Source organism: Natrinema limicola JCM 13563, from assembly GCF_000337475.1.
Lineage (GTDB): Archaea > Halobacteriota > Halobacteria > Halobacteriales > Natrialbaceae > Natrinema > Natrinema limicola.
In genome coordinates this window covers 30,208-54,220 of record NZ_AOIT01000024.1, presented here as the reverse complement: position 1 = coordinate 54,220, position 24,013 = coordinate 30,208, and the positions used below count along the sequence as shown (strand labels likewise).

Annotated in this window: 22 protein-coding genes and 1 pseudogene; 8 read left to right on the top strand and 15 right to left on the bottom strand. The window is 61.1% G+C overall.

Features of this window, described 5'->3' with window-relative positions; genetic code table 11:
* From C476_RS05300 to C476_RS05285, 4 genes are all read right to left on the bottom strand, one after another.
* A partial coding sequence (locus C476_RS05300) for a deoxyhypusine synthase (protein ID WP_008010627.1) occupies nucleotides 1-1,020 on the bottom strand: 1,020 nt, incomplete at its 3' end.
* A 993-nt stretch (nucleotides 1,021-2,013) separates the two neighbouring features.
* Complete coding sequence (locus tag C476_RS05295; RefSeq protein ID WP_008010626.1) at nucleotides 2,014-2,781, bottom strand: Nif3-like dinuclear metal center hexameric protein; 768 nt, start codon at nucleotides 2,779-2,781, stop codon at nucleotides 2,014-2,016.
* 113 nt (nucleotides 2,782-2,894) lie between these two features.
* Nucleotides 2,895-5,369 carry a cbb3-type cytochrome c oxidase subunit I gene (locus C476_RS05290; RefSeq protein ID WP_008010625.1) on the bottom strand — a complete coding sequence of 825 codons (2,475 nt, stop codon included), beginning with the start codon at nucleotides 5,367-5,369 and terminating at the stop codon, nucleotides 2,895-2,897.
* Nucleotides 5,370-5,648: 279 nt separating this feature from the next.
* A complete protein-coding gene (locus C476_RS05285; RefSeq protein WP_008010620.1) occupies nucleotides 5,649-6,476 on the bottom strand; it encodes a glycerophosphodiester phosphodiesterase in 828 nt (275 codons plus the stop codon).
* Nucleotides 6,477-6,988: 512 nt separating this feature from the next.
* Between C476_RS05285 and npdG the strand changes: the two genes are divergently transcribed.
* The gene (npdG, locus tag C476_RS05280) at nucleotides 6,989-7,657 is read left to right on the top strand and encodes an NADPH-dependent F420 reductase (RefSeq protein WP_008010618.1); all 669 of its coding nucleotides are present in this window, start codon (nucleotides 6,989-6,991) and stop codon (nucleotides 7,655-7,657) included.
* 91 nt (nucleotides 7,658-7,748) lie between these two features.
* Here the strand turns inward: npdG and trxA are convergent, their stop codons facing one another.
* Complete coding sequence (trxA, locus tag C476_RS05275) at nucleotides 7,749-8,069, bottom strand: thioredoxin (RefSeq protein ID WP_241430473.1); 321 nt, start codon at nucleotides 8,067-8,069, stop codon at nucleotides 7,749-7,751.
* 66 nt (nucleotides 8,070-8,135) lie between these two features.
* Between trxA and C476_RS05270 the strand changes: the two genes are divergently transcribed.
* Nucleotides 8,136-8,297, top strand: coding sequence for a preprotein translocase subunit Sec61beta (locus C476_RS05270; protein WP_008010615.1), 162 nt, complete (start codon nucleotides 8,136-8,138; stop codon nucleotides 8,295-8,297).
* Between the two features lie 70 nt (nucleotides 8,298-8,367).
* Here the strand turns inward: C476_RS05270 and C476_RS05265 are convergent, their stop codons facing one another.
* Together C476_RS05265 and C476_RS05260 are read right to left on the bottom strand one after the other, a co-directional pair.
* Nucleotides 8,368-9,348: a hypothetical protein gene (locus tag C476_RS05265; protein WP_206536885.1), complete on the bottom strand. Its 981-nt coding sequence runs from the start codon at nucleotides 9,346-9,348 to the stop codon at nucleotides 8,368-8,370.
* Between the two features lie 57 nt (nucleotides 9,349-9,405).
* A complete protein-coding gene (locus C476_RS05260; protein WP_008010611.1) occupies nucleotides 9,406-9,621 on the bottom strand; it encodes a DUF4177 domain-containing protein in 216 nt (71 codons plus the stop codon).
* A gap of 125 nt (nucleotides 9,622-9,746) precedes the next feature.
* Here C476_RS05260 and pdxT point away from each other — a divergent pair, with 125 nt between their 5' ends.
* The gene (gene pdxT / locus C476_RS05255; RefSeq protein ID WP_008010609.1) at nucleotides 9,747-10,364 is read left to right on the top strand and encodes a pyridoxal 5'-phosphate synthase glutaminase subunit PdxT; all 618 of its coding nucleotides are present in this window, start codon (nucleotides 9,747-9,749) and stop codon (nucleotides 10,362-10,364) included.
* Between the two features lie 118 nt (nucleotides 10,365-10,482).
* Here the strand turns inward: pdxT and C476_RS05250 are convergent, their stop codons facing one another.
* The 6 genes and pseudogenes from C476_RS05250 to C476_RS19790 form a co-directional block, all read right to left on the bottom strand.
* Complete coding sequence (locus tag C476_RS05250; protein WP_008010607.1) at nucleotides 10,483-11,241, bottom strand: hypothetical protein; 759 nt, start codon at nucleotides 11,239-11,241, stop codon at nucleotides 10,483-10,485.
* Nucleotides 11,242-11,334: 93 nt separating this feature from the next.
* Nucleotides 11,335-12,426 (bottom strand): eCIS core domain-containing protein, encoded by a 1,092-nt coding sequence (locus tag C476_RS05245; protein WP_449289256.1) that lies wholly within the window; start codon nucleotides 12,424-12,426, stop codon nucleotides 11,335-11,337.
* A 294-nt stretch (nucleotides 12,427-12,720) separates the two neighbouring features.
* Nucleotides 12,721-13,683 carry a hypothetical protein gene (locus tag C476_RS05235; protein ID WP_008010597.1) on the bottom strand — a complete coding sequence of 321 codons (963 nt, stop codon included), beginning with the start codon at nucleotides 13,681-13,683 and terminating at the stop codon, nucleotides 12,721-12,723.
* Nucleotides 13,684-13,688: 5 nt separating this feature from the next.
* The gene (locus C476_RS05230; protein WP_241430471.1) at nucleotides 13,689-14,489 is read right to left on the bottom strand and encodes an eCIS core domain-containing protein; all 801 of its coding nucleotides are present in this window, start codon (nucleotides 14,487-14,489) and stop codon (nucleotides 13,689-13,691) included.
* Between the two features lie 587 nt (nucleotides 14,490-15,076).
* A complete protein-coding gene (locus tag C476_RS05220) occupies nucleotides 15,077-16,033 on the bottom strand; it encodes a hypothetical protein (protein ID WP_049911599.1) in 957 nt (318 codons plus the stop codon).
* Between the two features lie 470 nt (nucleotides 16,034-16,503).
* Nucleotides 16,504-17,235, bottom strand: a pseudogene (locus tag C476_RS19790) (eCIS core domain-containing protein); the annotation flags it as partial.
* Between the two features lie 223 nt (nucleotides 17,236-17,458).
* Here C476_RS19790 and C476_RS05210 point away from each other — a divergent pair.
* From C476_RS05210 to C476_RS05195, 4 genes are all read left to right on the top strand, one after another.
* Nucleotides 17,459-19,942 (top strand): ATP-binding protein, encoded by a 2,484-nt coding sequence (locus C476_RS05210; protein WP_241430470.1) that lies wholly within the window; start codon nucleotides 17,459-17,461, stop codon nucleotides 19,940-19,942.
* 106 nt (nucleotides 19,943-20,048) lie between these two features.
* Nucleotides 20,049-20,516, top strand: a complete 468-nt coding sequence (locus C476_RS05205) for a bifunctional nuclease family protein (protein ID WP_008010585.1) — start codon at nucleotides 20,049-20,051, stop codon at nucleotides 20,514-20,516.
* Nucleotides 20,517-20,801: a phosphoribosyl-ATP diphosphatase gene (gene hisE, locus C476_RS05200; protein WP_008010584.1), complete on the top strand. Its 285-nt coding sequence runs from the start codon at nucleotides 20,517-20,519 to the stop codon at nucleotides 20,799-20,801.
* Nucleotides 20,802-20,920: 119 nt separating this feature from the next.
* Nucleotides 20,921-21,274 carry a four-helix bundle copper-binding protein gene (locus C476_RS05195; protein ID WP_008010583.1) on the top strand — a complete coding sequence of 118 codons (354 nt, stop codon included), beginning with the start codon at nucleotides 20,921-20,923 and terminating at the stop codon, nucleotides 21,272-21,274.
* A 37-nt stretch (nucleotides 21,275-21,311) separates the two neighbouring features.
* Here C476_RS05195 and C476_RS05190 read toward each other — a convergent pair whose 3' ends face one another.
* Nucleotides 21,312-21,683, bottom strand: coding sequence for a DUF5518 domain-containing protein (locus C476_RS05190; protein WP_008010581.1), 372 nt, complete (start codon nucleotides 21,681-21,683; stop codon nucleotides 21,312-21,314).
* Nucleotides 21,684-21,765: 82 nt separating this feature from the next.
* Between C476_RS05190 and C476_RS05185 the strand changes: the two genes are divergently transcribed.
* On the top strand, nucleotides 21,766-22,665 hold the full coding sequence (locus tag C476_RS05185) for an NOG1 family protein (protein WP_008010579.1): 900 nt from the start codon (nucleotides 21,766-21,768) through the stop codon (nucleotides 22,663-22,665).
* Nucleotides 22,666-22,716: 51 nt separating this feature from the next.
* On the opposite strand, the gene C476_RS05180 is transcribed toward C476_RS05185, so the two are convergent.
* Entirely contained in the window at nucleotides 22,717-24,009 is a 1,293-nt protein-coding gene (locus C476_RS05180) for a TIGR00341 family protein (protein WP_008010577.1), read from the bottom strand.
* Between the last annotated feature and the right edge of the window lie 4 nt (nucleotides 24,010-24,013).

The following is a 24,013-nucleotide window of genomic DNA, read 5'->3' as shown; positions in this document are numbered from 1 at the left end:
AGCCCGCTCAGAGATGGGTATAAGAGACAGCGTCGCGTCGGCGTAGACCGAGACGTTCTCGGCGTCTTTCTCGAGTTTGCCCCACGAGCGCGCCTCGTCCAAGGTCGCCCCGGAGAGGCCGCCGGTCTGTTGGGGGTCCATCGTCAGCTGGACGGCGTAGTCGTAGGCGTCGGGCGAGACGAGCATCGTCTGGAGGGTGAAGTTCTTCGGGACGCCACCGCCGACGACGAACGCGGCGGCCTCGTCGGCGTGATAGGCGATGTCCGTCAACGGCGTCATGTCGGCCAGCGCGTCCAGCGAGAAGTCGGATGTCTGGGAGTACATCCACGCCTGCAGGCCCAGCACGGAGTCCTGGACGGCGGGACAGTAGATCGGCACGTCGTTTTCGTAGGCCGCGGCGGCGATGCCGGGATCTTCGTGGACATCGTCGCGCTCGTTGACGTCGGCGTTGGCCCGCCCGAGTTCCTCGGTAAGGCGCTGGATCGAGACGACACCCTCCTCCTCGAGGACCGGGAAGACCTCATCGCGCAGGTGCGATTCGAACGTCGCGAAGAACTCCTGTGGAAGATAGACGTTGTAGATGCGGTCGACGCCCTCGTCGCGCAGTTGCTCGTCGTGTTCGCGTTCGGTCTTGCCCTCGGCCGTCACCTCGCCGTGGTGGTGTTTGCCGCCGATGGCCTCGATCGAGTCGTGGGTGAGGTTCGCCCCCGTCGTGACCAGCACGTCGATGTAGCCGTCACGGATCAGGTCGGCAACGATCGCGCGCATACCGGTCGGCACCATCGCGCCCGCGAGGCTGAAGAAGACGGTCACGTCGTCGTCGAACATCGCTTCGGTGATGTCGACTGCCTCGTGGAGGTTCGCCGCGCCGACGCCAGCATTGCCATACTCGTCGGCGAGGTCGCCAACCGTCATCCCGGCCCGGACTTCGGCGTGGCCGATCGGATCGTGCGAGAAGGTCTCACGCTCGGGCTCGTGGTGGCCGTCCGCGTCGCTGTCGTGATCGTGCTCGTCGCTCATGTCTTCGCATGCGCGAGCCACCGGTTTCAACGTCGCGGTTCGAGTCGTTTCGTCGGCTCGAGAGGACTACGGAAGCGGTCACGACGCGTCCGAACTTACCATCTGAGATCCACCCAGTTGCAGATAATGTTTTTCACTCCATGCTGAATAGACAGCGCGAATGTACCACGGAGTCACCTCTCAGATACGAGGTAACACCTCAGCAACCATTCATAATGCAGATTATGAGTTAATAATTGATTATTACGGACCTTCATTCACCAACAGTGTAAGACGGACGTACTGCTGGAACCGTCTCGACAATTCTACAATCCAATGATTTTCTCGTAGTAACTATCAGTGCCTCGTGAGAAACAGTAGGCATGGTTATGTAGACGTCCGTGGCCTTTTCACCTGGATAGAGTTCCTCTCCTGAATGGGCCCCTCCTGAATAGGTCCCTCATTTGGATAGGGAAAATCACCCATCCAGTAAAAAGACATGAGAACCACTAAAATACTCATCGCGCTCGTAGTACTCGTTGCGCTTACGGGCGGTACCGCTGGCGTGGCATCAGCAGACGNCCCATCCAGTAAAAAGACATGAGAACCACTAAAATACTCATCGCGCTCGTAGTACTCGTTGCGCTTACGGGCGGTACCGCTGGCGTGGCATCAGCAGACGCGAACAACTGCGGTGAAAACAAAGGAATACCAAGTCTTACAGATCGTGACCCAGGAGAGCAGGGAGAAGCTGCATCCAACTATGCAAAAAACGTAGGTCCACCGGGTAAAAATGTTCCTGGGCTCTGTAACGGGGTAGAACCGCCTGCGTTCGCATGAAAATAGTTCCTGGAATATTGTAACCCAACGACCGATGTGTGAAAGGGTACAATTACAATCTTCACAAGCCTGATACATTTATTCTCTCTATTCAGCAGGCCGATCTTGACAGCATCCAGAGAAGCGAAATCTCACGCCGATAACGGTACCATCTGTGCCTACTGCTCGAGGAGACTACAGTCCCGTCGGCACGTCGAGATACGTCGTCTCGAGCCCCCACTCCTCAACGATCTCCTGCAGCGAGCGCACGCCGAACGTCTCGGTCGCGTAGTGGCCTGCAAGGAAGACGTGAATCCCAGCTTCCTTGGCTTCGTGGTAGACTTTCCCTTTCCCTTCGCCGGTCACGAGCGCGTCCGCGTCGGCCGCGACAGCCTCGTCGAGCCAGTCGGTCCCGCTGCCGGTAACGATCGCCACGTCCTCGATCGCGTCGGGGCCGAAATCGAGCACCGGGACTGGCCGCCCGCCCGTGTCGAGGGCGGCCTCGAGGCGCTCGCGTAACTCGTCGGGGCTGTAGGGGTCGGTTGCCGCCCCGCGCTGACCGATGTATTCGGGACCGAGTTCGCCGAACGGCGTGCGATCCTCGAGTTCGAGCACGTCGGCGACACCGGCAGCGTTGCCCAGTTCCTGGTGGCCATCGAGCGGCAGGTGTGAGACGTACAGCGCGAGGTCGCCCTCGAGTAGCGGCGCGAGTCGGTCGTAGGTCTGGCCGGTAATGCGGTCGATCCCGCCCCACGAGAGGCCGTGGTGGACGACCAGCAGGTCCGCGTCGGCTGCGATCGCCGTCTCGAACGTCTCGCGGACGCCATCGACGGCGAACGCCACGTGCTCGATGTCGGCTTCGTCCGGGCCGACCTGCAGGCCGTTCGCGCTCGCATCGAGGTCGGCGTAGTCTGCGGTTCGGAGCTCTTCGTCGAGTCGGTCGACGACGCGCGAGAGTTGCATGGTCGGCTGTTGTGCGACGGTCGCCTTGTAACCGAGTGCTTCATCCTGTCGGACGAACGCATCAGTGCCGACGACTCGACGCGCGTCGGTTCGAATCAAAAAACGGGCCTGCGCTACATGAGGTAGAACAGCGGGAACAGGATCACCCAGACGATGTCGACGAAGTGCCAGTAGAGCCCGAAGTACTCGACCGGCCGATCGTCCCCGAGATAGGCGTCGACGGTCAGGATTCGGTAGACCATGAACCCGGCAATGAGCAGGCCGAGGATGACGTGTAAGGCGTGCAGACCCGTCGTCACGAAGTACATCGAGTACTCGAGGTCGGTAAACCAGTAGATGCCGTGGGCGAACTCCTGGCTCCACTCATAGCCTTTGACCGCGAGGAACGTGAGTCCGAGTGCCAGCGTCGCGCCAAGCGACGCCAGCAGGCCGCGTTTGTTTCCGCGTTCGGCCATGGTCAACGCAAGAACGACCGTGAAACTCGAGGTCAACAGCACGTAGGTGTTGATCAGCCCGATGATCTCCGAGGGTGGGACGGGCTCGATCGCCCCCCAGCCCGTGCTGAGCCGCATGAAGACGTAGCCGCCGATGACGGCTCCGAAGACGACGACGTCCGACGCGAGGAAAAACCAGACGCCCATCTTGGTCGTGTCGACGCCCTCGAACGGCCAGCGTTCGGCGATCTCCATCTCCGGTGCGTGGAACTGCTCGCGGCCGTACTCGAAGAGCGTGTATCCGAGGATGCCAACGCCGACGACCGAAAGCACGGGATAGAGGATGTTCGACCCACTCGGTGGCGGGAACCCGGCGAATTCCGCCCCGCGTGCGGTTGCGAACTCGGCGACGAAGGGAGTCAACCCTGACAGTCCGAGGAAGGTAACGAACATTCCAATCCCGATCCCGAACGGCCAGATACTCGCGTGATCCTCGTGTTCGGTCTCGAGCGATTCGGCCTGTCCCGTCCGGCCGTGGGCGACCGCACCGCCATCGGTCGCGGTCGCGTCGTCGACGAACTCGAGGCTTCCGCTGGCGTAGCTGGGCCGATTGGGCCAGTTTTCCAGCGGCGGGGGCGAAGTCGTCGCCCACTCGGCAGTGCGTGCGAACTGCCACGGGTTGTCAGGTGCGTCCGGTCCCGAGCGGATGCTCTGTGCGAGCGTGATGAAGACCAGCAGGATCGACAGGGCGAGGACGAACGCGCCGACAGTCGCGAGCTGCTGGTAGAGTTGTGCGCCTTCGTTGTAGTGGAAGACTCGGCGGGGCGTCTCCCAGGCCAGAAACATCGGGAAGTACAGCAGGTTGAAGCCGACGAAGTAGACGGCGAAGCTGAGCTTCCCCAGTCGTTCGTCGTACATCTTCCCCGTGATCTTCGGCCACCAGTAGTAGAGACCACCAATCAGCGCGGTGACACCGGAGACCATCACGTAGTGGAAGTGCGCGACGACCCAGTAGGTGCCCCGAAGCTCGTAGTCGAGGACGACCGCACCGAGGAAAACGCCAGTGATCCCGCCGAGGATGAACAACAGGAGCGCGCCGAGAACAAACAGGAACGGCGTCGTAAACCGCACTCGACCTTTGACCATCGTATAGATCATCGAAAAGACCATCAGGTCGAAGGGTAACGAGATCCCGATCGTCGTCGCCATAAACAGCGTCTTGATCGGGAGGTTGATCGTCGTCAGGAACATGTGGTGCATCCAGACCAAAAACGACTGAATCGCGACCAGCACCATCGCGATGATGACCCACTTGCGACCGACCAGCCGGCGACCAGTAAAGGTCTGGACGACTTCGAGCATGATCCCCAGCGCGGGGAAGAAGACGATGTACACCTCCGGATGGCCGAAAAACCAGAAGATGTGTGCCCACAGCAGGCTCGAGCCATCAGCCGTCGAGGAGAGATACTGAGTGAGCAAGAGCCGGTCGGTGAGCATGAGAATAAGCGCGGCAAGCAGCGCCGCGAAGGCAAACAACATCATCCAGACGGTCAGCAGCGTCCCCCAGGTAAACAGCGGCATGTTCCAGAGTCCCATCCCCTCAGCGCGACAGCAGTGGATCGTCGTCAGGAAGTTTACCGAGCCAAGGGTAACGGACATGACGAACAGCGTCAGCGCGAGGATCGTCGTGTTCCCGCCCATCGTCAGCGTATAGCCGGGGTTGTAGATCGGAACGTTCAGCGGCGCGTACATATACCAGCCGTTGGCCCACGTCGTCCCCTGGAAAAAGGACAGCAAGATGAGAATGCCGGAAAAGAGATAAAACCAGTAACTCAGCGCGTTCAGCCGGGGAAAAGCGAGGTCTTTTGCTCCGATCTGTAAGGGAACGACATAGTTCGCGAAGGCAAAGCCAAACGGCGAAATAAACCAGAACACCATCAAGAGCCCGTGGACCGACACCGCCTGATTGTACTGCGTGTTCGTCAGGAAGCCGATCCCGCCCGCTTCCCACAGGTGGATCCGGAACAGCAACGCGAGGACGCCACCGGCGACAAGCAGGAACAGCGCAGTAAACAAGTAGAGGATCCCAACGTCCTTGTGATTCGTCGTCACCAGCCAGCGCTTGATCGTCGTTCGCGGCGGGAACTCACTCATCGGTCACCACCCCCACAGTCCGGGTAGCGCCCCACACAGCCATCGTCACGTCGGAGACGCTGTGACGAAGCGGTTCGAAACACCGGCCGAGACAGCACCTCGGTACGCGACAGAGATTCATACTCGCCGTCTTACCACGATAGCATGTATCAAGGTACACGACGCATCTGCAGGCACTACTTATCGACCGCAACACGCAGTGGCAATCCAACCGGGAGACGAGTTTCAATCGTGACTCGAGCAACGAGGGATGCAAGCCGCGGTCCCAACCGGATCGATCTAGTCACTCGCGTCTCGAGCCAACCCGGGATAGTCGGCGACGATGCCGTCGACCCCGGCCGCCGCGAGCGCGTCGAACTGCACCCAGTTCGTCGCTGTCCAGACGTTGACTGTACGCCCCTCCGCGTGGGCTACCTCGAGGACGTCGATCGCGGGTTCGGCTGCGGGAAAGCCGGCATAATCCGTCTCAGCCAGATGCGTCCCGGCGATCGCGTTCCGCGGCGGGTGGATCGCCTCACAATCGTAGCGCCGTGCGATCTCGAGGCCGGCCTCGAGATCGTCCCACACCAGCGGGGCGACAGCGTAGTCGGCGACCGCTCGGAGCGCCACGATCGCGCCCTCACAGAACGACGAGAACAGCAGGTCGCCGCCGAAGGTCCTACAGTCGGCGACGACACGCTCGACGAACGGCTGCCACACCTCGCGGCGCTGGTCGCGGTCAGCCGGCGAGAGCGACTCACCGACGCGCAGTTCCGTCGTCCCAGGATTCTTCAGTTCGACGTTGACGCCGACCGTTTCGGGGACGGCCGCGAGAAACTCGGCCAGCGTCGGCACCGTCGCGTCGGTTCCCAGCACATGGGTCTCCCGCAGTTTCTCGAGCGGTGTCTCCCAGACGAGCCCGGCTGTGTCCGTCAGTGGACGACCGTCGCGACTCCCCTCGAGGCGCTCGTCGTGGATCACTACTGGGGTGTCGCAGGCGGCCGGCTGCACGTCGATCTCGAGCATCGCGGGCTCGGCGTGGGCGGCCGCGCGTGTGGCCGCTTCGACGGTGTTTTCGGGTGCGATGCCGGCGTAGCCACGGTGTGCGATGACGGCAGGGTGGGCCATACCGGAGCGTCGGCGGGTTGGGTATAGTAGCCACTGAAAGTCAATGCACACCCGATCGCGCGGCGGCTGTGCGATCGGTGTGTGAATCGTTTCATACGGACTCCTGTCAGTCATTTCCGGTGCAACCGCGACCCCACTGGGGTTGCACCGGTACATCGTTACAGCAGACCGTATCAGTGGCTACTATAATGGAACCTCCGCCCGGACATGGCGTGTTCCGGCCCGCCGTTGATCCCGGTTCCCCGTGAACCGCCGCGATGACCGAGCCCACGATCGCGGGCGAACCAGACATCGACACGGATCGCCGGCAGGAACTCGCGACGCGCCTCGAGCAGCGGCTCCGCGAGGTGACCGAACGCGACGCCTACGACAGCGGGCTCGGAGCGGCGATGAATCCCACACCGAAGACGACACACCAGCAGAGTCACATCGAGCGGACCCCTCACGCGAGAACGCGGCGAGATCGGCCGCCCTCCCGCCCTTTTATTCGCGTTCCGTCCCGAGAGATGGGTATGCGAATCGCACTACTTGGCGGTACTGGCGATATCGGCGAAGGACTCGCGCTCCGCTTCGGACGGGATACAAACCATGAACTGCTCATCGGCTCGCGAGACCCAGAGAAGGCCCGTGACGCGGTCGCAGAGTACAAGACGACGCTCGAGGACCACACCGACTCGGTCGACATCAAGGGCTTCGCCAACGAGATGGCCGCCGACCGCGCGGACATCGTCGTGTGCAGCGTTCCGCCGTACCACGTCGGCGACACCGTCGAGGGGGTCGCCGACAGCCTCGATTCGGACACGGTCCTCGTAACGCCCGCCGTCGGCATGAAAGGCGACGCGGACGGCCTCCACTACCACCCCCCGTCGGCCGGCAGCGTGACTGAACTCGTCGCCGAGCGGGCCCCCGACGAGGTGCCCGTCGTCGGCGCGTTCCACAACCTCGCGGCCGGCGCACTCGCCGACCTCGAGACCGACCTCGATCTCGATACGCTCGTCGTCGCCGACGACGAGGCGGCCCGCGACACCGTCCTGAATCTCGCAGGGGAACTCGAGGGGCTACGTGCGCTTGCGGCCGGCCCGCTGGCCAACGCGGCGGAAGTCGAAAGCGTCACGCCGCTGGTCATCAACATCGCGAAGTACAACGACGACATGCACGACGTCGGCGTGAAGTGGGTCTAGATCTCGTGCGGTCGTCTCTCTGCGCGACGACCAACCCGTGACAGCGCGGCCGCTCGTCGGTCAATGAAACGAGAAAATCGCTGCTGGTCGTCTACGCGCCAGCGGATTCGAGGGCGTCCTCGAGGTCGTCACGCTGGGTGACGCCGACGAAACGCTCGACGATGCCGTCGTCATTCTCGATGACGAGCGTCGGCAGCGATCGGACCTGGTACTCGTTGGCGACGTCCTGTTGTTCGTCGACGTTTACTTTCTCGACTTCGAACTGCCCCTCCCAGTCTTCCTCGAGTTCCTCGAGGATCGGGTCCTGGGTCTTGCAGGGGCCACACCAGTCAGCGTAGAAGTCCTTGAGTGTGACGGTCATGCGGTCAACTCTAGTTTCCACGCGCTGAGCATAAGGGTTTCCCACTGCCATCGCAGCCCAGTCTCTCGACGGACGATCGGTCGAAAGGTTTAGTTCCGGGGGCCCATAGGGTCGGGTATGGACAAAGGACAGAACACCGGCGGGCTGATGTCCAGTGCCGGACTCGTCCGGTACTTCGACTCCGAGGACTCGAACGCTATCCGTATCGACCCCAAAACGGTCATCGCGTTCGGCGTCATGCTGGGCGTGCTCGTCCAGCTGCTGACGTTCATCTCGTAACTCGCCTTCTCTCGACCCGTTCCCGTTCAGCATTCTCTCCCAAAGCGTGCTTTATCCTCCGAACGGCTGCTTATCGCTGTGAGTCACGGAGGATGAGCGGCTCGATCGCGAGCGTGCGCTTTGCGACCGTGACGATCCGGAGCACATAGGCCGTAAACAGCAGAAACGGGACGAGCGTGATCGTAAACGCTAGCCCGATCGCCAACGTGATGTTCGGGATGCCGAGTGTCTGCCCGGGGAACGTTCCCGCATCGACGATGGTGAGCATGATGCCGGCGATAACCAGCGCAGGAAGCGCCGCATAGAGAATCAGCTGTGACAGCGAGACGAGTGCCCACTCGAAATACAGCGTCTTGACGTGTTCGCGCGCCGGTCCGAACAGGCTGAGCGACGTCTTCAGCTCCTCCAGTAAGGCGTGCCCGTCGTCGCTCAGCTGGTCCTCGTACTCGTTGGCGATCCGCTCGACCTGAAATATCTTCCACCCGTAGTTGAAGTTCAGCGCAGCGAACAGCACGCTGAAGTCGCCGAACGACGCATCCTCGAGTTGATCGCGGACCAGCTCAGCGTTCCCGATGAGACTCTCGGTGAACTCGTCGACCTCCGCCCGAAGCTGGTCGTCGCCGTGGTCAGCCACATCGTTGCGAAGTGCATTAGCGCGGTGTTCGGCCACGCCGACGAGTTGTCGGAGAAACTCCGACGGATCCGCCGGACTGGGTGAGCCGATCAGCTCTTCGGTGAAGTCCCGGAAATCCATCGCGTTCTCCATTCGATCGCGCTGGTCGCCGAGCGGTCCGTTTTCCTGGGAGAGAACCAGTTGCCCAATGGTGACGACGAGCGTCGTCCCGGTGATGATCGCCCCGATCATCGTCGAAAACAATGTCTCGATGGTGTCGCCGGTCAGGAGCTGTGGGTGCAATGGCGTCGGGAGGGCGGTGACGACCACGACGAACACGACGAACACGGAAAGCGCCAGCACAGCGGTCACCTGGAGGCGAGAGGCGGCGAGGAGCAGCCAGATCTTGAGCCGACTTTCGCCGGCGCGTTCGCGCATCGTGTTGGCCGTGCCGATGTCGACGTCCCCGGATGTTCCGTCGTCGGTCACACCGAGTCACCCCTCATCAATACCGTCGCCGATTGCAACGGGACGTTTGAACACGAGAAACTTGGTTCCACCACCCGTGTAATCGATCGTCTCGACGAACTCCCAGCCAGCCGCACCGTGGTCGTTCAGCGCCGTTTGCGGGTCTATCGCCTCCTTTTTCGTTTCGTCTCGGGGCGGTCTAACCGTCTTGTACTCCCATCGGCGCACGTCGGGGTGGCTCATCGCTGGTTTCCACGACGTGGCCAACGGCAGTAAGACTGGGGCCCACATATCCCAACTGGACCGGCCCGACACCACATCGATCCGGTGACGCGAGCTTTTTGAACACACCAGTCATACCCGCGGCCATGTCCCTCACTGCTGGCGTCGTCGCGGTCCAAGGCGACGTCGAAGAACACGCCGCCGCCATCGAACGCGCCGCCACAGCCCACGGTCGCGAGGTTACTGTCCACGAGATTCGCGATGCGGGGATCGTCCCCGAGTGCGATCTGCTGGCACTGCCCGGCGGCGAATCGACGACTATCTCGCGGTTGCTCCACAGCGACGGCATCGCCCCCGAAATCGAGGCGCACGTCGCCGCCGGCAAACCGCTACTCGCGACCTGTGCCGGTCTCATCGTCGCCTCGAGCGACGCCGGCGACGACCGGGTCGACGAACTCGGACTGCTCGACGTCACGGTCGAGCGCAACGCCTTCGGCCGCCAGAAAGACAGCTTCGAAGCGCCACTCGAGGTAGCGGGCCTCGACGAGCCGTATCCGGCGGTGTTCATCCGCGCGCCGGCGATCGACTCGGTCGGCGACGCCGAGGTGCTTGCGACGTGGGACGGTCGGCCAGTCGCGGTCCGAGACGGCCCCGTCGTCGGCACCGCGTTCCATCCCGAACTGACGCCCGATAGTCGGATTCACGGGCTGGCCTTGTTCGAAAACGAGGCCGCAGCGGTGCCGGGACTCGAGGAGTCTGCATAGGACGACCGATCGCTCGAAATCGTTCCCGAGCGGTGCGCTCTTCGTGGCCCGACACAGCTGAGTGTGTGATACTCGTTCTGTGTGGTACTCCTATATCGCGTGCATCGCGACTGATCGCTCAGAGGAGGTTCAGCAATGGCGCGAACAGCCCTGCATTGAACGTATCCTCAGCACGGAACCCGCTGATGTTGGCGTTGTAATCGTGATATGAGGGAACAGCGTCACGGTTCATACACCGAACCATCATGTGGTCCGTCCCGGGACCCAGAACGCGATACTCGTCCGGTGGGTTCACACCACGAGCGAGGTAGCTATCCCGGATCTGACAGCGAAGATGATAGGTCAGGAACTCTCGGAACTGATCCCTGTCGATGTCGATGACGACGTGCTCGAGGCGCGTATCTGGTTTTTGGTCTGGATAGGGGTCATCGCCACGGACGAGGCGATCGTCGTTGACAGCAGCGTAGTACATCACGTGGACGTCGGACGTGGCATCGATGTCGGTCCCATCATCAGTAAGGTAGACATCGAGTTTGTGCTCACGGTACTCGTTCATCGCCGCACCGGGCGGGACGGGATCTGGACGTGGCTGTGCGATAGTCGCATCGTACGCGCCAGCCAGTTGCCGATAGTAGTGATCGAAATAGCGATTCAGGTCGTCCTCGGAAAGATCCGTGACGGCACCTTTGACCCGCTCGATCCGGTCACTTCGGAGGTACCAGGGAGCCGTGTCGTACTCGGTGTTTTGAGCGACGTACCACTTGGCGTAATCCCGCGCTTGATCGACCATCTCGTTGCCATCGCTCGTTCGCCTGTCCGGGTCGTCCGGGTAGCCGTCTTGTTCGTGTGCATATATTTCGCCATTACTCTTATGCATCTCAATTTGATGCACGACATCATTGTTATCCGTAACTTTGGTTCCGATATCCTTCTTGTCTTCCCCAATAATTTCTGATATCATACTTTATAGTTAAAATTTCGTCTTTCCTGATTCAGTTTCCTGTGCCCTATCAAGAGTGGATTCGGACTTGAGTCCGAGAATCTCGAGCACTTGCTTTCGGTTGTTGTAAATCGCCTGAAGGGCAGCACCCGAAAGTGATCCTATGATTTGCCCGAAGGGCAGCCCTGACTGTTTCCCGGCTTGGGTCATCCCCATCTTGAGGGCTTCCCCGGTTCCGGCGTCGCTCATCTTCTGGAAAATGTTCCCCTCGAGGTTATTCGAGAGGGCTTCAACTTTGGCTTGCAGTTTATTCTGATTCTCTGCCAGTGCGTAGAGGCGTTCATCGAGACCGGACACGTCATCAACGTCTGTCAGCGACAGTCCCGATCCGGATTCGCCGTGGTATACGATGTCTTTCAGCGACGGCAATACACCCTTCTCCGACCGCTGGATGTGTACTTCTGTTGTACCCAGACGTTGAATCCCCAACTCACCGCCTTGCATTACCCGTTGAGCGGTCTCTTCAGCTTCGCGTTCCAACCGCGGATCAGGATCGATCTCGAGACCGAGATCCTCCTTCGGCAGCATCGAGATTGCCCCGCCGGTCTGCTGGCGGACGTGTGCTAACTCGTGGGCGAGGACGTGCTGGCCCTCTGGTGACTCAGGATCATACTCTCCTGAATTAAACGCAACGTGATTCCCAACAGTGAACGCTCGAGCGTTGATTTGCTCGCAGGCTTGTACCGCCTTCGGCCCGGTGTGAATCCGCACGTCGCCCAGCGAATCACCCATCCGATCCTCCATCGCGCGCTGAATGGACGGATTCAGCGACCGGCCGGGCGAGGAAATCACGTCCCGAACCGAGTCGGGAACCTGCGTCTCACNATTCAGCGACCGGCCGGGCGAGGAAATCACGTCCCGAACCGAGTCGGGAACCTGCGTCTCACCGGCTGGACTCGTCTCCTGTGCCGCCGTGGTTCGCTGGAGCGGCGTTGGCGCACCACGATGCCAGTGCTTGGCGGAACGCGGATCGTCCGTTGCCCGCTCGGTGGATGATTCGGTTCGCTCCCTCACCCGCTCGAGGCGTTCGGCGGCACCGAGTCCGCCGATCGAGTGGGGCATTTCTCCCTCTGCTACTGATGTGTCGCTCGGCCGCTGGACTGTGGCGTCTGCGGTATGCGACTGTCGGATCGAAAGCGGCGTCGACGACGTCGACTCGTCGGACGACCGCTGCGATCGCTGAGCATATCGTCCCATCGCTGTGATACCCCCTCATTTTAGTCCCAAAGTATTAGTATTTACTATTGCATTATATCTAAATTTTAATCCTCGAGTATTGTATTGGTCCGCATATCGATTGAACCCCCTATGAGACCACATGAGCGCATGGGCACTGATTCGTGGGATCACGGGCGGCTACGGTAGCAATATCCCCTCTTCAGGGTCGTAGTACTCGGGATACATATCAAGAAGTTTGTATGCAGCGACAGCTTCGAGGCGGCCGTTGCCAAGGACGCGAAACGCTTCGGGTGGGTGGACACCCATCCGAACGAAACAATCCCGAACCTGGCACTTGAGGTGGTGATCGAGGTATTCACGAAAGGTTTCACGTGAACGCGGATCAATCGGTGGGAGTTCGAGCAGCGTGTCCGGATTCCGATCGAACGGATCTGTCTCTGGCTCGGTCGTATACTGCTCACCACGGTCATCGAGGTAGGTGGCGTACAGCGAGGAAACTGCGTCGAGATACACGCCCTCCGCAAGAGTGACGTCCTTGTCTTCGGCGAGGGTAGCCAGCTCATCAGCGAAGGCCTTCCAGTCGGCGACATCCGCGTCCGAGAGGTCTTCGATCGAATTCTCGAGGATCGCCTCGTCGCTGAGATTGAGACCATGAACGCTGGCAATTCCGTCGGCTTTGGGGGCAATCTCGGTGTTCAGCGGGTTGATTCCGAGATAGACGTTCTGCCGATAGAGGACGTTCTCCGAAGCGTTCGGCGGTTCGGGAATCGGCCGCTCGGTATCGTAGTCGTGATAACTTCGCATCTGCCGGAAGAGGTCATTGAATAGCGCGTCGAACTCGTCGTCACTGAGGCGCTGGATCGCGAGTCTGACGGCGTTGATCCGCTCGGGATGCTCGGCTGGCGGGACCGTGTCGTATCCCCGTTCGATGTAGACGTAATATCGGGCGTACTTGCGGGCCTGTTCAACGTATTCGCTATTTTCTGCTGTTCGGTTGGCCGCTTTGTCAGGATACCCGTCCTGTGCATGCCCTTGAATTTCTCCGTCAAAACCAACTGAAATCGTATGCTGTATGGAATTGTTGTCGATAACCCTCACACCAATTCCTCTGTCGTCCTTTCCGACGATTGTTGCTTCCATGATTTTTATTCACCCTCAAAACGGCTCGAACCAGTATCAGACCCACTGAGGAGGTCTTTGACAGTCTTCTCGACGAATTGCTCGAGTTGTGCTTTGGCTTTTCCGGCCATTTCACCGGCGGCTTCAGTCCCTTTTTCGTAGGCCCGACCGGTTAGAGTCTTAGTCACGTCGCCAGCAACGCCTTTGGCTATTTCAGCCCCAACGGCAGCACCACCAACGGTCCCGAGACCGGGCAAGATCATCGTGCCACCGACTGCACCGAGTAATCCACCGACCGCACCGACTGTACCCTGTGTTGCAGCCTTGCCCACGCTGTCGAGCGTCGAACCACCGCCGACAGCCTGCTCGACTGACGAGAGTCGCTCTTTGATCTGGGAAATTTCCTCCGCGAACGCGAGGCGCTCGCTATCCTCGCCGATCTGCTCACGCGCCTGTTGAAGTTTCTCCGCATCTGGCATCCGCTGGACGTGCACCTCAGTCTTAGCCATCCGCTGAATGCCCAGTTCACCACTGTCCATCACGCGCTGGGCAGTCTTTTCGGCCTCACGTTCTAACTGCGGGTCGGGGTCAATCTCGAGACCAAGATCCTCCTGCGGCAGCATCGAGATTGCCCCGCCGGTTTGCTGGCGGACGTGCGCGAGTTCGTGTGCAAGGACGTGCTGGCCTTCTGGTGATTCAGGATCGTACTCACCTGAGTTAAACGCGACGTGATTGCCGACGGTGAACGCCCGTGCGTTGATCTGCTCGCAGGCCTGCGCCGCCTTCGGCCCGGTGTGAATCCGCACGTCGCCCAGCGAATCACCCATCCGGTCCTCCATCGCGCTTCGCTCGCTGCAGCCGTTCGGCAGCACCGAATCCGCCGATCGGTTTGGGCATCTCTGCATCGGTTGCTGTCGTGTCGTTCGGCCGTTGNTTCGCTCGCTGCAGCCGTTCGGCAGCACCGAATCCGCCGATCGGTTTGGGCATCTCTGCATCGGTTGCTGTCGTGTCGTTCGGCCGTTGGATCGAGCTATCTGAGTCCAGTGACTGTCGGATCGAAAGCGGCGTCGACGACATCGACTCGTCAGACGACCGCTGCGATCGCTGAGCATATCGTCCCATCGCTGTGATATCTACTTGCTTTCGGTTGTTGTAAATCGCCTGAAAGGCAGCACCCGAAAGCGATCCCATGATTTGTCCGAAGGGCAGCCCTGACTGTTTCCCGGCTTGAGTCATCCCCATCTTGAGGGCTTCTCCGGTACCAGCGTCGCTCATCTTCTGGAAAATGTTCCCCTCCAAGTTTGATCGACAGTTCATTGACTTTGACTTGCAGTTAGTCATGATTCGCTGCCAGCGTGTGAGAACGCTACAGTGGTGAATCAACGATTATGACAGATATCCACATACAAGACCGTTACTTCAGCAGTGCCTCGTTCTTTGGATCGTGGAATTTCGGATAGAACTCGACCTTGTTGTACCGTTCAGTGGCTTCGTAGCGTCCGTATCCGAGGACCTGAAACGCTTCGGGTGGCTGGACGCCCATTCGGACGAAACAATCGCGGATCTGGCACTTGAGATTAAATGCGAGATATTCTTGGAAGTCTTCAGGCGATTGTAGATCGATCGGCACGAGTTCGAAGCGCGCGTCTGGCTCACGGTCCAGTGGCTGTGTTGCCTCAGTCACATGCTCGCGGCCACGACTGTCGAGATACGCCATGTGCAACGCTGAGACCGAGTCGATGTACGCTGCTTCGGAGACGTCAGCGTCGTTTTCGGCAACGAGATCGCCGAGTGCGTCGCCGAACTCTTCCCAGGCAGTCCGCTCGTTAGTATCGAGGTCCGTAACTGACTGTTCGTGGGCGTCCGGTTTGTCAAGATCGATCCCATACTCACTCGCAAGAGCGATAGCCCCCTCAGCGACCTCGGTTTCAGTCGGGTCAACGCCGAGATATATGTCTTTCCGGTAGAGGACAGACTCTTCGTCAACTCCAGATGGAATATCCACGATGCGCTCGGTGTCGATATGGTGACTCGCCATCTGCTGGTAGAGATCCCCGAACAGGTCCATGCACTTCTCAGTGGACATCGACTCGAGAGCCTGCCGGACGAGGTTCAGCCGTTCCGGATGGATCAGTGGTGGTACCGTGTCGTATCCTCTCTCGGCGAAGACGTAGTATTGGGCGAACTTCCGTGTCTGACTAACGTGTTCGTTACCTTCCGGCGTCCGCTTGGCTGCCTTATCGGGATAATCATCTTGTTCGTGATACTTGATATCTCCGGATTTATCCATCTCAATTAGGTGCTCAACATCATTGTTATCGAAGACGCTGAGGCCGATTCTCTTGGATTCTCCAGTGATGATTGCATCCATACATATCACCTCCTACTCTGCGCATCTCCAGTCGAGTTGTCAGATACAGTATCCTCTCCAACGTACCGTTCCATAGCATCTTTGACACGCTGGTCAATGACGGTGAGCAAATCGCTGGCCGACTCGGCGGCGTTGGTCATCGCCTGCGTGCCGTCATCGAAGAGACGTTCGTAGATGCCACCCACTGCGCCACCGGCGAATCCGCCAACAAGTGTGCCCACCCCTGGGCCCATCAGTGCCGTCCCGACAAGTCCGCCAGTCGCCGCCAGCGTTCCTTTGCCAGTTTCGACGCCGACCTTCTCGGCGGTAGACTGGCCAGTGTTTTTGACCTCGGCGAACAGTTTCTGTTGGTTCTCAGCCAGCGCTTCGACCTTGGCAGCGATCTTATCTTTCCCCTGAACGTCGGTCATCTCCGGTGCAGGGTCGTTACCAAGCACGTCCTTGCCCTTCTGGACGAATGATTTGCCTGGGTATCGCTGCAGATGTACCTCGGTCTTGGCCATCCGCTGAATGCCCAATTTGCCACCTTGTATCACTCGCTGAGCAGTCTCTTCAGCTTCGCGTTCCAACCGCGGATCAGGATCGATCTCGAGACCGAGATCCTCCTGCGGCAGCATCGACACGGCCCCGCCGGTCTGCTGGCGGACGTGTGCCAACTCGTGCGCGAGCACGTGCTGCCCCGCCGGTGATTCGGGGTCGTACTCGCCGCTGTTGAACGCGACGTGATTCCCAACAGTGAACGCCCGCGCGTTGATCTGCTCGCAGGCTTGTGCCGCCTTCGGCCCGGTGTGAATCCGCACGTCGACCAGCGAATCACCTATCCGATCCTCCATCGCGCGCTGAATGGACGGATTCAGCGACCGGCCGGGCGAGGAAATCACGTCCCGAACCGAGTCGGGAACCTGCGTCTCACCGGCTGGACTCGTCTCCTGTGCCGCCGCCGTGGTTCGCTGGAGCGGCGTCGGAGCACTACGTCCGACGTTCCAGTGAGCTCTGGGGTGTGAACCGCTCGGTACCCGTTCGGTGGCCGATCCGGCTTGGTTTTTCGCTCGCTGCAGCCGTTCGGCAGCACCGAATCCGCCGATCGNCCAGTGAGCTCTGGGGTGTGAACCGCTCGGTACCCGTTCGGTGGCCGATCCGGCTTGGTTTTTCGCTCGCTGCAGCCGTTCGGCAGCACCGAATCCGCCGATCGATTTGGGCATCTCTGCATCGGTTGCTGTCGTGTCGTTCGGCCGTTGAATCGAGCTATCTGAGTCCAGTGACTGTCGGATCGAAAGCGGCGTCGACGACGTCGACTCGTCGGACGACCGCTGCGATCGCGAAGCATATCGTCCCATCGCTGTGATAGTCACTCATTTTAACCCCAAAGTGTTAGTATTTACTATTATATCATAGCTAAATTTTATCAGCGAGTACTGTATTGGTTTGCGTATCGATCGGATGGCCTACGAGACCACACGAGCGCATCTGTTGGACGAATTCGAGCGAATCGGAGCCCTCCTCGAGGCGTGCATAGAAACCACGGACACGATCCCAACGGGAGAGATGCCGGCGACCGTGACCGAGGTCGAATTGGCAGATGAGCCAGTAGCTCTGTCATATGGACTGCCGGCCGAGACGGTTCATCACCTCACCGACCGTGCGGCGCGGATCGACGAGCGCTGTCAGCAGTCACCGCCCGCTGTCACACTTCGGCTGCAGCAGCTGACCGACCGCTTCGGCCTGTCTCGAGCGCATCTCGACGTGTTCATGCTGGCACTCGCACCCGAACTCGACGCCGACTATCAGGGCTTTTTCCGTGAACTACACGGCAACGGGATAACACACCCGACAGTCGGCCTGATCGGCGAGTTGTTCTCCCGAACCGAGACACAGCAGCTTGCTGCAACCGCGCTGGTGGGGCAGCAATCTCCGCTTCGCCAGCACGATCTGGTGGCGCTTTCAGCGCCAGTCGAACCGAGTCGCTCGAGCCAGCATCGGCTCGTAACCGTCGATCCCCGACTCGTCTCGTATCTCGAGGGACACGTCGATCTCGACCCTGCGCTAGAAGGGGTCGCAACCCTCATAACGCCCGATCGATCCCTCGAGGAGCTCCGCCTCGAACCACACGTCCGCGATCGACTCACGTCGCTTGCAGCGACAGATGCGGCCGGCGGCCGCTACTACTTCCACGGGCCAGCGGGTAGCGAACGCGATGGCGCGATCGAGGCGCTGGCAGACGACCGACTGCTCCGTGCGTCGCTGCCGGCGGTCCTCGAGACAAACGAGGGCGGTGAGGGGGATTGGAACGCACTCGAGCGCCTCCATCGAGAGGCACTGCTCCAGGATTGTCCGGTCCACCTCACGAACGCTGACACCCTCCGCGAGCGGGAGACCGAGCACACGCTCGAGACGATTGTCGACCGGTTTGCCGACCTCGCGGCACCGCTGTTCGTGACCGGGACTGCGGCGTGGCGACCGACGGGAACGACCGTCGATATCGACGCCATCCTCGAGTTCCCGCGACCGTCGTTCGACCTGCGCCTGGCGTTTTGGGAGGACCACGCCGACGTCCTGCCCGACGACATCGAGCCGGCCGCGCTGGCCGGCACGTTCGATCTCACGCAGGGACAACTCGAGGGGGCGCTGACAACGGCCCGGTCGGTAGCCGATGGCGACGAGCTCACCGCTGCAGATATCTACGACGGCTGTCGCGCCCAGTCTGACGACGGCCTCGACGACCTCGCACAGCGAATCGAGCCTGCAAGCGACTGGGGCGATATCAAGCTTCGTGAGAAGACCGACCGCAAACTACGACTGGTACGTGACCACATCACGGAGCAGGCGCGCATTTACGGTGAATGGGGCTTCGATGCAGGCGGATCGCGAGCGGCCGGCGTGGTCGCGCTCTTCAAAGGGCCGTCGGGGACGGGGAAGACGATGGCTGCAGAGGTGCTCGCTGCCGACGTTGGGATGGCGCTGTACAAGATCGACCTCTCGACGGTCGTCTCGAAGTACATCGGCGAGACTGAGGAGAACTTAGAACGGATCTTCCAAGCTGGCGCCCAGTCGAACGCGATCCTACTGTTCGACGAGGCGGATGCGGTCTTCGGCGACCGTGCCGACGTAACCGACGCAACTGACCGCTACGCCAATGCCGAGGTCAACTACCTGCTCCAGCGCATCGAACGCTACGACGGCGTCGTCGTGCTAACAACGAACAATGCAGCCAACATCGACGACGCGTTCGAGCGCCGGATCGACCATACCGTGTGGTTCCCAACGCCCGAGCCGCCGGTTCGTGAAGCGATCTGGCGGACCGCCTTCCCCGACGACGCACCGACCGGCGACCTCGAGTACGACCTCCTCGCAGCCATCGAGCTAACGGGCGGCCAGATCGCGAAGATCAGCCGGATGGCGGCGATCATGGCCGCCCGCGACGAGCGCATCGAGATGCGACACGTCGTGCGTGCGATCGAAGCCGACGTCAGCACGCGACAGCTCTATCCGCTCGAGACGAGCGAGTACAGCCACCTTCTCCGGAGCGTCGACGTCGCGCCCGAATCGGACGACGGCGATCGGACGGTCGACGAGCAGGCGGGCGAGCGCTCGCCCGAAGACGTCGTTCGGCTGTTTATCGACTTGCTTGCCGACGGCGAGGGCGACCGCGCTCACGAACTGTACCACCCCCGGGCGCTCGCCGACGAGTTCTCGCACAAAGAGCAGCTGATCCTCTCACACGGCGAGGTGTCGATCGCCGGGGAGATCGAGCGCGTTCGAGACGACGACGATCGAGTCGTACTGACGCTGACCCGAGAGTGCAACGGGGACCGGGCGACGCAATCGTACGAGCTACGGCCCGAAGACGGTGTCTGGCGGATTTTCAACCTCGAGCGAGAACGCGAGACAACCGTCGTGCTCGATCGATGAGCAGGGATCGGATACCCCCGCATGCTGGGCCGAGACCTCGAGCAGTGCCGTCGTGCATGCATTCGCGACCGGACGTGTTTTGCCCCTACCGTCCCACAGTAGGGGTATGCAGGCATCTATCGACGCGGTTCGCGTCGCGGGGACCCCGCAGGGGCCGGTTCCGGTGGTTGTCCTCGCCATCGAGAGCGAGGACGATGTCGTGCCGATTTTCATCGGCTTCGAGGAGGCGACGAGTATCGCCCGCGGACTCGAAGCTGAAGACATCGGTCGGCCGCTGACCCACGATCTGTTGCTCGACGTGATGGAAGAACTGGGCAGTCGGATTGACCGCGTCGTCATCAACGAGATCGAGGCACGCGAGGACGGACGCGGCGGCACCTACATCGCCGATCTGCATCTCGAGACGCCCCGTGGCGAGACGGTCATCGACGCCCGACCGAGCGACTCGCTCGCGCTGGCGGCCCGAACGAACGCGCCGATCGAGGTCACCGACGAGGTTTTTGCGGACGGCCGAGACGACAGCGAGAAGTTCGCCGACCTCGAAGACATCCGCAACGTGTCGGGTGAGCTGTAAATGGACGAGATACTCGAAGAACTGTTCGCTGTCATCGAAGACCGAAAGGAAACGTTGCCCGAAGATTCCTACACTGCCTCGCTGTTTACCCACGAGAAAGGCGAGAACGCGGTGTTAGAGAAACTCGGCGAGGAATCCACCGAGCTCGTCCTCGCGGCCAAAGACGACGACCGCGAGGAGATCGCCCACGAGGGGGCCGATATCATCTATCATCTGCTCGTATTGCTCTCGATGAAAGACATGGACGTAGCGGATCTCGAGGCGGAACTCGAATCCCGGCGCTGAGTCGAACGAACCACTTGGAGCCGGCTCGAGCGCTCTCGAGGTCGGATCTGCTGGAGCCGTCACCGTGCTTGCAGTGTCCACGACGGCGTTGAATCGACTGGAACAGTAACGCATCGGTGATGGCGATCCAACAACTCGAAACCGCGCATTCGGACGAACAGATGCAGGCGTGTATCGACAACTGCCTCGAGGCCGCCCAAGTCTGTGAATGGTGTGCCGACGCCAGCGCGGACGACGGCGAGGAGATGGCCCGCTGTATTCGGCTCTGCCGTGACGTCGCCGACATTGCGTCGCTGCACGCGCGATTCATGGCCCGCAACTCGGGGTATCACGACGAACTGGGCGAACTCTGTGCGGACCTCTGTGAGGAGTGTGCCGAAGAGTGTGAGCAACACGACCACGACCACTGCCAGGCCTGCGCGGAGATCCTGCCGGAGTGTGCCGAAAGCTGTCGGGAGATGGCTGCAGCCTGAGAACGCACACTCGAGGCGACCTCGTTTTAGTCAGCGATCAGGCACTGAGCGCCGCACCGACGGCACCGGCGATTGCGCTCTCGAGTGCCATCAGCAGCGAGATCGTGACGGCGAACATGAAGATGCCGAGCCCGGCAGCGCCGGAGATTGCGCCGCCGAGAGGACCCAGCGCGAGGCCAGCGAGGCCGACGGCGACGCCGATGAGCAAGCCCCCGATGATGCCGCCGAGCGCGCCCGCAAGCAACCCGTGCCAGAAGCCACTGCCGAGCCCACCGCCAGCGATGTAGCCGGCGACAAAGCCGCCGAACAGCCCCGCAGCGAGCTGGCCGATGCCTGGGACGACGAGCCCGAAGATTCCGACAACAGTCATGGCAACGAACCCAATGAAGACGGCACGCCAGTCAGTCATAGTGAACGCTAGCACACCAGCAGGCATAAGCTGACGGCGGCCAACGGACGCCCTTTTATGGTCGCGGCATCTACAACGGAGCATGATTTTCGAAGACCTTCCGACGACGCCCACGTCGGAAGAGTTGATCGACAAGGCGTTTTCGCGGGCAGCGCGGGCCGGCAAGGCCAAAGGCGGCCTCGAGGCCCAGCAGTCGATGCTCCAGACGGCGGCGAACATCATTTCCGACAACTTAGAGAACGTCGTGACGGCGTGGCCGGACTTCGAGTACGACGCCCATTCGTTTTACTACGAGTTGGCCGATGCGATCGTCGACGTCGACAAGCTCCGACAGGCACTGTCAGAAGTGATGTGGGCCAGCCGGAAGGCCCGCGAGATCCACGAGGAGTACCAGCCCCGCCTGCGCAAGACCGACGTCGACACCGCCCGAAAGCACCGGAAACAGGCGTTTGCCCGACTCGCAGACATCGTCGAGCAGATCGACGACCACCTGCTGTATATCAACAAGTCGCGCAACGACCTGCGGGACCTGCCCGATATCGATCCCGATGAGCCGACGATCGTCGTCGCCGGCTACCCCAACGTTGGCAAGTCATCATTCGTCAACGACGTCACCAGCGCCCGCGGCGAGACAGCCTCCTACCCCTTCACGACTGTCTCTTATACACATCTNGAATCGCAAGCGGTCAGCGCCATCGAACACCTCGCCGACTGCATGCTGGTCATGGTCGACCCCACCGGCGAGTGTGGCTACCCGATCGGCTCACAGCTCGAGCTCCGGGACTCGATCGCCGCTCAGTTCGAGGACGTCCCGGTGTTGACGGTCGCAAACAAGGCAGACCGGTTCGAGGCGGACGACCTCGACAATGCGGTCGCCGCTGACTACACCATGAGCGTCACGACCGATTCGAACGTCGAAACAGTGCTCGAGGCCGCCGTCGAGGCGATCGGATACGAACCCGAGTTGCCGTTCGACGGCTGACTGACACGGTCGAGCGCGCCGCTTTTGTGACCGGCGAGACGGGCAGCGACATCACCGCTCGAGAATTTCGATGTACCTGACCTGAACCCGGACCGGCTCGTCGGCGTGGGCGTTGATCCGCTCGTCGAGGGTGTCGGCCAGTTCGGGTGCCGACGCATCCGGCGGGCCGCCGATCGTCACGATCACCCGCTGTGGATTGCGGAACGGATAGTCGGTATCCAGCACGACTTCGAACTCGAGCAGTTCGTAGGCCTCGTATCGCTCCTGTGAGAGCACCTGCTGAACTTCGTCGTTGACGTCCTGTTCGAAGGTTGCGGTCTCGTAGGAGGCATACGAAATCCCGCCGAGAAACACCGCAAAGAGGAGGACGACAAGCGCGAGCCCGATGATCCGCTTTCGCACGCGCTGTTCCGTTTCACCGAGCGAGAACAGGTTTTCCGGCCGGTAGCCGGCGTACCACAGCGTCAACAGGCCGGCGAGGTTCACAGAGAGCAGGTTAACGAGGACGAGCACCGTCGCGCCGATCGCAGCCGTCGGTTGGCCCCACGCAAGCGAGATCCCCGCGACGCCGGCAGGCGGGATCAACGCCGCTGCGATCATGACGCCGACGAGCGCAACAGAGGTTCCCGTCGCGATGCTGACGACGCCGGCGACACCCGCACCGAGTGCGATGATCAGCGACAGCAAGTCAGGTGCGAGCCGTTCCGAAATCTCGCCGACGTTCGACAGGACGAGTCCCGGCGGAATGATGTTCGTCGTGCGAGCGGTCAGCGCGAAGATCGCGGCTGCTCCGATGGCGAGCACGACGCCGATAATCTGATAGGTGACGCTCTCGGTGAACAGCTCTTCGTCGTCGACGACGGTCCCGACGCTGGCCCCGAGCGCTGGGCCGATCAACGGCGCGATCACCATCGACCCGACGACGACCGCCGGCGAGTCCAACAACAGCCCCGCGGTCGCGACGATGGCGCTGATAACCGTCATTACCACGTAGACGGGCAAGCTCGGCGTCAGATCGTCGGCCTCGGCCTGCAGTTCCTGGCGTGAGATCCGATCGGAGCCGACGTTGCCGTCCTCGTACTCCTCACGCAGCGCCTGGAACCGCCGGGAGACGACCGTCTCCGCGTCGACGACGACCGTGTATGCGTCCTCGTCGATGCCCGTCTCTTTGATCTCGTCGAGCACCGGTTCGACGGCCGCGTCCGGCAACGGAAAGTAGACAACTGCCGTATACTCTCGACTACTCTTTTCGTCGGTCACGACGTAATCGATCTTCCGCTCGTCAAGGGCCTCGAGGATCGCCTGACGCTTGCCCGTCGGGACCGTCAACTGTACGAGCCGCACGTCG